The organism is Nocardia otitidiscaviarum (genome assembly GCF_007362295.1).
GTDB lineage: Bacteria > Actinomycetota > Actinomycetes > Mycobacteriales > Mycobacteriaceae > Nocardia > Nocardia otitidiscaviarum.
Window position 1 is genome coordinate 194,337 of record NZ_CP041695.1, and the last position, 6,873, is coordinate 201,209.

Below are 6,873 nucleotides of genomic sequence, written 5' to 3' on the forward strand. Positions count from 1 at the left end.
CCACTCTGTCGCCGATCCGTGCCCGGGCCATCGCCCCGCGGAACGAAACGCCGACCAGCGAACGGTGGGGCGGCGTTTCCAACTTTCGAAGGATGCCGCCCCGGTAGCCGGGCATAAGCTGTCTGACGTGCACCGTTCGCCCCTGACCCCCGTCTTCGCCGCCCTGCAGCTCGGCCTGCACGCCCTGGTGGTGACGTTGACGGTCTTCGTGGCGGCACGCAATCTGGTGTCGAACTCCCATCCCGTCGCCGTGGTGGTGATCGCGGGCGCGTTCCTCGGCGTCTATTTCGCGGGGGCGCTGTTCAAGAGCCGACCGACGGCGGCGCGGGTCTGGCTGCTGGTGCTCACGGTGCTCTGGCTCGGCCTGGTCATGCTCGCCCCGGACGCGGTGTACCTGGTCTTCGGCCTGTTCTTCCTCTACCTGCACCTGCTGCCGCGCTACTGGGGCCTATCGGCGGTGGTGGCGACAACGGCGCTGTCGGTGTTCGGTTTCGCCATGCACCGGGGTTGGTCGGTGGGTGCGGTGGTCGGGCCGGTCCTGGGCGCGGTGGTGGCGGTCGCCATCGGGCTGGGTTACTCCGCGCTGTATCGCGAGGCCGCCGAACGCCAGCGCCTCATCGACGAATTGCTCACCACCCGTGAGACTCTCGCCGAGCGCGAACGCACCGCCGGAAAGCTCGCCGAGCGTGAGCGCCTGGCCCAGGAGATCCACGACACGGTTGCCCAGGGCCTCAGCAGTATTCAACTGCTGCTGCACGCCGCCGAACGGGCCGCCCCCGATCACCCGGCGCTGCAACAGATTCGGCTGGCCCGCGAGACCGCCGCCGACAGTCTCGTCGAAACCCGCCAGCTCATCGCCGAACTCACGCCCGCCGCGCTGGAGGGGCAGTCGCTGACCCAGGCGCTGGAGCGGATCGCCCAGCGCGCGGCCACCCCGGGTCTGGAGACCGAGATGCTGGTCGAGGGCACTCCGCACGGACTGCCGATGTCCATGGAGGCCGCCCTGGTGCGCATCGCCCAGGGCGCGGTCTCGAATGTGGTGCGGCACGCCGAGGCCGAGCGCATGCGCATCACCCTGACCTACGCCGACGACGCCGTCCACCTGGATGTGGTGGACGACGGTGTCGGGATACCCGCGAGCGTGCTGGCCCACCCGCCGTCGGGCACCTTCGGTCTCACCGCCATGCGCAACCGGGTGGAGCAGCAGGGCGGCACCATGGACGTGGAATCCGAGCCCGGGCACACCGCCGTCACCATCTCCTTCCCCCTGGAGGATCAGCAATGATCAGGATCCTGCTGGCCGACGACCACGCCATCGTGCGGGCGGGTCTGCGCGCACTGCTGGATTCCGGTGCGGCGCGCGCCGATTACGACATCGAGGTGGTCGGCGAAGTGGCGACGGCGGACGAGGCGGTCGCCTTCTGCGCCACCACGCCGGTGGATCTGGTGCTGATGGATCTGCGGTTCGGCCCGGGCAAGTCGGGCGCCGACGCCACGGCGGCGGTGCGCGCCCTACCGAATCCGCCGAATGTGCTGGTGGTGACCAACTACGACACCGACGCCGATATTCTCGGCGCGATCGAGGCGGGGGCGGTCGGCTACATCCTGAAGGACACGCCGCCGTCCGAACTGCTGGCCGCCGTGCAGTCGGCCGCCGCGGGCGAGAGCGTGCTGTCGCCGTCGGTCGCCTCGAAACTCATGACCCGGGTCCGCAAACCCGATACCACGTTGAGCCCCAGAGAAATCGAAGTGCTGCGCCTGGTCGCCGACGGGCTGTCCAACCGCGATATCGGGCGGCAGCTGTTCCTCAGCGAGACCACCGTCAAATCCCATCTGGTGCACATCTACGCCAAGCTCGGGGTGAAGTCACGCACCTCGGCGGTGGCGCGGGCGCGTGAGCACGGCGCGATCTGATCACCGGGTGAACTGCTGAGTTCCGGTGACCCGCAACAGTTCCAGGGCCGTCGCCTCCGGTGTGCCCGGCGCGGCCGAGTACACGACCACGGTCTGATCCGAATCCGGTACCTCGAGGGCGTCGCAGTCGAGGGTCAGGCGGCCGAGTTCGGGATGCTGGATGGTTTTGGTGGACGCCCGGATCTGCCCCGAATGCGGCTCCCGCCACAGCTGCTCGAAACGAGCACTGCGGGACCGTAACTCGGCGATCAACCGGGCGAGGTCGGGGTCGTCGGGATAGCGGGCCTGCGCGCTGCGCAGACAACCGACGCACTGCGCCGCCGAGGCCGCCGCCGCACTCTCCGGTACCACTCGCACCCGCCCGGTGTCCGAGCCGAAAAAGCGCTGCCAGATGATATTCCGCTGTGACCCGGACCAGGTCGAGAAGTCGCCGAGCAGCGCGGCCGCCATCGAATTCCAGGCCAGCACATCGGATTTGGCCGACAGCACCAGGACGGGCAGATCACCGAGCCGTTCCAGCAGCCGCAGCACGCTGGGCTTGACCAGCATGGGCACCCGTCCGGCCTGCGGCGGCGCGGCACCGGCCAGCCGGAACAGCAGGTCGCGATCGTCGTCCCCGAGCCGCAGCGCCCGCGCCAGCGCGCCGAGCACCTGCGGTGACGGTTTCGGGCCGCGCCCCTGTTCCAGCCGCACCACATAGTCGACACTGAGCCCGGCCAGCTGCGCGACCTCCTCGCGCCGCAGTCCCGGCACCTGACGCCGCGGCCCCGCGGGCAGTCCGACGTCGGCGGGGCGGATCCGGGCGCGCGCACCACGCAACACCGCCGCCAATTCCGCTCTGTCCATGCGTCCATCGTGCCCGCATCCCCGCGAGCCGGGGTGGTACCGCCGGTCCCAGGGCGCAGCGGTCCTGGCGGGGCCGGAGTGGCGCCCCCAGGCTGGGACCATGACCGCTGCGACAACGGCCCTGGTGACCGGGGCGAACAAGGGATTGGGCCGAGAGACGGTGCGCCGCTTCGCGACCATGGGGTGGCGGGTGTTCCTCGCCGCCCGGGATGTCGGGCGCGGCACCGTCGCTGCCCGCGAGCTGGCGGTGGAGGGGCTGGAGGTGGAGTTCGTCGCCCTCGACGTCACCTCCGACGCGTCCGTGGGCGCGGCGGTCGATGTGGTGCGCGGGCGGGTGGGCCGACTCGATGTGCTGGTCAACAATGCCGCGATCGGCGGGCCCCGCGCCCACCCCGCCGAGACCTCCGTCGAGTCGCTGCGAGAGGTGTTCGAGACCAATGTCTTCGGTCCGGTCCGCGTGACCGGTGCCTTCCTGCCGCTGCTGCGCCTGGCCGAGAATCCACGCATCGTCATGGTGTCGAGCGGTATGGGGTCGGTCGCCGTGCTCACCGACCCGCGGTGGGATGGCGTGCTGCCACCGGCTCTCGGCTATCCGGCCACCAAATCGGCGCTGAACATGCTGACGGTCCAATACGCCCGCGGGCTGGACGGCATCCGGGTCAATGCCGTCGATCCCGGTTACACCGCCACCGACCTCAACGGGCACTCCGGGACGCAGACCGTCACCGAGGGGACCGATGCGATCGTGCGGCTCGCCCAGATCGGACCGGACGGCCCGACCGGTGGATTCTTCGATCGCCAGGGCGCGGTGCCGTGGTGAGGCGTCGGGTCGCGGGAATCGCGGGTGTCGTGGTGGTGCTGTCGCTCGTAGTGGTATGGCTGACAAGGGAGAACGATATGGCAGGCGAGGAGAACGTGCGGGTGACGGATCGGGTGCTGTCCATCGGGCTGCATCCGAGCGCGGTGGACTACAGCCGTTATCCGCAGATCACCGAGGCGGAGCTGACCGCGCGCATCGCGGCGGGTGAGGCGGCGCTGCGGGATGCCGGGTTCGACATCGTGTCGTGTCAGGTGTCCGCCGATCCGGACGAGGCCGAGGTCGCGGTGCGGCGCTGTGCCGGAGACGGTCCGTTCCGGGTGGCGATGATCGGCGCGGGCGTGCGCATGGCTCCGGAGCACACGCTGCTGTTCGAACGGCTGGTGAATGTCACCACCGCGGTCGCGCCGGGAATCCGCTTCTGTTTCAACACTTCTCCGGAGACCACCATCGACGCTCTGCGGCGCTGGGTGTCGTGAGGGCTTACGCCAGCGCCTGCGCGTCCGCGGCGGAGTAGTTCTCCCGCAGTGAGAAGGCTCGGGGCGACGGGCCGTTGGCGCGCAGCATGGTCAGGCGTTCGATGGCATCTTCGAGGGTCGGGATGTGCCCGGCCGGGATCCACCACAGCACGATCATGTCCTGGCGCGGGCGCTCGAACCAATCGCCGCGCCTGCGCAGGAATTCCAGGTGGCCGCTGCGATAGACATAGTCCCACAACGCTTCTCGGTTCTCCCAAACGGTCAGGTTGACGATCACGTCGGCGCCGACCGGTCGCATGGTGGTGGCGTCCTTGCCGGAATCGTCCACGAGCCGCCAGACGAAGCCGGGCGAACTCTCGGCCAGGGCGTTGATGGGTTCGAGATTCGAGGTGAAGTCCACCATGCGCGGGTCGTCGAGGGGGTGTTTGAGGATGGCCAGGTTGAGCTGGGCGAGGTGATGGCCGGTCATGCGCTCACCTCACCACGACGCTCGTTCTATGTCAATCCTCATTTGTTTTAGAAGCCTCGACGGCCACGCAGCACAGGCCGGGCCGCGGGTCGATGCGCGCCCGGACCCGGTCCGAACCCCCCAGCAGACCCTCGAGCAGGGCGAGATTCATTCCGCAGACCAGGGGCGGATATGCCTCCGCCAGGGCGTGAAAGGGGCAGTTGCGCATGCGCAGGACGCCGTCCTCGTCGAACGGTTCGTACCCCCGAGTGGCCAGGAGTTCGGCCGCGTCGACGAGATCGCACACCGGCTCGCGATCCCCGCGCAGCACCCCGCCCCGCCGGCGCGCGGCCGCCGCCAATGCGGCATCGAGCCGCGCCTCCTCGGCCACCTGCGCCAACAGGTCCGCGGCCGTGCGGTAGTCGCGCGGCGGCAGGGAGATCTGACGTTCCGCCGCCGCCCGCCGGTAGAGCTTCGCCGGTCGCCCCGCGCCCGGCCCGGACCGCCCGGACAGTCGCCGACTCTCCGTCTCCAGCAGCCCGGCCGCCACCATCTTGTCGAGATGGTGCGCGGCCAGGGGGCGCTGGATCCCGACCGCTGCCGCGGCCTCATTGCGACTCACCGGTTCACCGCGACCGGCCACGTACTCGTAGAGCCGCCGCCGCACGGGATCCTGTAGTACGCCGATGGCGCCGATATCCTCCACCGGGCCATTCTAAGAACAATCGGAATCTGCTATAGAGCGCGGAGGCGTGTCCCGGGTTCGGTTGGCGTGGATCGTCCGACGCCCTCCGTACCGTAGGCCCATGGCTTCCCTCTCCGATCCCGAAGTACGCGAGTTCCTCTCGGCGGGTACCCGCACCGGCAAGCTGGCCTTCACCGCCGCCGACGGACGTCCCGTGGTGACGCCGATCTGGTTCATCGTCGAGGGCGACGAACTGGTCTTCAACACCGGCAAGACCTCCGCCAAGGGCAAGGCCCTCGCCCGCGACAACCGCCTCGCGCTCTGCGTGGACCTGGAGGCACCGCCCTATGGATTCGTGCAGGTCCAAGGCGAGGCCACCACCTCCGAGGACCTCAGCGAACTCGTCCGCACCGCCACCGCCATCGGCGGCCGCTACATGGGCCCCGACCGCGCCGAGGAATTCGGCAAACGCAACGGCGTCCCCGGCGAACTGGTCGTCCGCCTCCGCCCCACGAAGGTCATCGCCGCCTTCGACGTGTCGGACTGACGCCGAGGGGGAACTGGTGGCGGACCGCTCTCGCCCGATGCCGCCACCGGTTCCCCCTCGCGACTCCATACACTCGCGGGGTGACGGTGCACTTTATTGGGGCGGGGCCGGGGGCGGCGGATTTGCTGACGGTTCGGGCCGTGCGGGTGCTGGCGGCGGCGCCGGTGGTGCTGTACGCGGGGACCTATCTGGATCCCGAGGTGCTGGGGCACTGTGCGCCGGGGGCCGAGCTGGTGGATACGCAGGGGCTGGATCTGGATCAGATCGTGGCGCACTGCGCCCGGGCCACCGGGGAGGGGAAGGATGTGGCTCGGTTGTGTTCGGGGGATCCGTCCTTGTATTCGGCGCTGGCCGAACAGACGCGGCGGCTCGACGCGCTGGGGATCCCCTGGGATGTGACGCCGGGGGTGCCCGCGTACGCGGCGGCGGCGGCGCTGCTGGGGACGGAGCTCACGGTGCCCGAGTTGGCGCAGTCGGTGGTGTTGACCCGGACGCGGGCGCGGTCGACGGTCATGCCGGAGTCGGAGGCGCTGGAGAACTTCGCACGGACCCGGGCCACCCTGGTGCTGCATCTGGCGATCACGCGGATTCGGTCGCTGGCGCGGGAGCTCGCACCCGAGTATGGGGAGGACTGTCCGGTGGCGGTGGTCTATCGGGCCAGTCAGCCGGAGCAGGTGATCCTGCGGGGGACTCTCGCCGATATCGCGGACCGGGTGGAGGCGGCCGAGCTGCGGCAGGCGGCGGTGATCCTGGTGGGCCGGGCGCTGGCCGAATCGGTCTCCTGCGCGCAGTCGCACCTCTATGATCCCGGTCGGGACCGGAGCCATATTTCATCCCATGAATGATGAAATGCGCTGATAGCTAAGGGCTATGACCCTTCTTGGTCCTGTGGCCACTCCGGACGGTAGATTGGTTCGGTGGTCAGCAGCAAGGTTCTGAAAACGGCCGTTTTCCGGCCCGCGAGTGTGGTCGTGCCCATGTAACGAGATCGCACGGCGGGATGGATAGCCCTTGTGAACATTTTTGTCTGATTGATATCGAAATGAACCCCGAACAGGACGCCGCTGGCACAGCCGTGCGTCCTGCGCGGGTGTCGGCGGGGAGCGCTGCTGTGGTGTTCCGGAAGCGAGGTTTGGG

The 6,873-nt window shown here is 69.4% G+C and carries 9 protein-coding genes; 6 read left to right on the plus strand and 3 right to left on the minus strand.

Annotation, left to right across the window (positions count from 1 at the left end; translation table 11 throughout):
* Positions 1–127: 127 nt before the first annotated feature.
* Together FOH10_RS00805 and FOH10_RS00810 are read left to right on the plus strand one after the other, a co-directional pair.
* On the plus strand, positions 128–1,285 hold the full coding sequence (locus tag FOH10_RS00805) for a sensor histidine kinase (RefSeq protein WP_143979238.1): 1,158 nt from the start codon (positions 128–130) through the stop codon (positions 1,283–1,285).
* Positions 1,282–1,914 carry a LuxR C-terminal-related transcriptional regulator gene (locus tag FOH10_RS00810; RefSeq protein WP_039817326.1) on the plus strand — a complete coding sequence of 211 codons (633 nt, stop codon included), beginning with the start codon at positions 1,282–1,284 and terminating at the stop codon, positions 1,912–1,914. Before FOH10_RS00805 ends, FOH10_RS00810 begins: the two co-directional genes overlap by 4 nt.
* Here FOH10_RS00810 and FOH10_RS00815 read toward each other — a convergent pair whose 3' ends face one another.
* Entirely contained in the window at positions 1,915–2,760 is an 846-nt protein-coding gene (locus tag FOH10_RS00815; RefSeq protein WP_143979239.1) for a helix-turn-helix transcriptional regulator, read from the minus strand.
* Positions 2,761–2,860: 100 nt separating this feature from the next.
* Between FOH10_RS00815 and FOH10_RS00820 the strand changes: the two genes are divergently transcribed.
* A complete protein-coding gene (locus FOH10_RS00820) occupies positions 2,861–3,580 on the plus strand; it encodes an SDR family oxidoreductase (protein ID WP_221937911.1) in 720 nt (239 codons plus the stop codon).
* Positions 3,581–3,657: 77 nt separating this feature from the next.
* On the plus strand, positions 3,658–4,056 hold the full coding sequence (locus FOH10_RS00825) for a hypothetical protein (RefSeq protein WP_052373782.1): 399 nt from the start codon (positions 3,658–3,660) through the stop codon (positions 4,054–4,056).
* 4 nt (positions 4,057–4,060) lie between these two features.
* Here the strand turns inward: FOH10_RS00825 and FOH10_RS00830 are convergent, their stop codons facing one another.
* Entirely contained in the window at positions 4,061–4,525 is a 465-nt protein-coding gene (locus FOH10_RS00830; protein ID WP_143979241.1) for a DUF3291 domain-containing protein, read from the minus strand.
* A gap of 31 nt (positions 4,526–4,556) precedes the next feature.
* A complete protein-coding gene (locus FOH10_RS00835) occupies positions 4,557–5,210 on the minus strand; it encodes a helix-turn-helix transcriptional regulator (RefSeq protein WP_143979242.1) in 654 nt (217 codons plus the stop codon).
* A 100-nt stretch (positions 5,211–5,310) separates the two neighbouring features.
* Between FOH10_RS00835 and FOH10_RS00840 the strand changes: the two genes are divergently transcribed.
* Positions 5,311–5,736 carry a PPOX class F420-dependent oxidoreductase gene (locus tag FOH10_RS00840; RefSeq protein ID WP_143979243.1) on the plus strand — a complete coding sequence of 142 codons (426 nt, stop codon included), beginning with the start codon at positions 5,311–5,313 and terminating at the stop codon, positions 5,734–5,736.
* Positions 5,737–5,816: 80 nt separating this feature from the next.
* On the plus strand, positions 5,817–6,581 hold the full coding sequence (gene cobM, locus FOH10_RS00845) for a precorrin-4 C(11)-methyltransferase (RefSeq protein ID WP_143979244.1): 765 nt from the start codon (positions 5,817–5,819) through the stop codon (positions 6,579–6,581).
* The last annotated feature ends 292 nt before the right edge of the window (positions 6,582–6,873 follow it).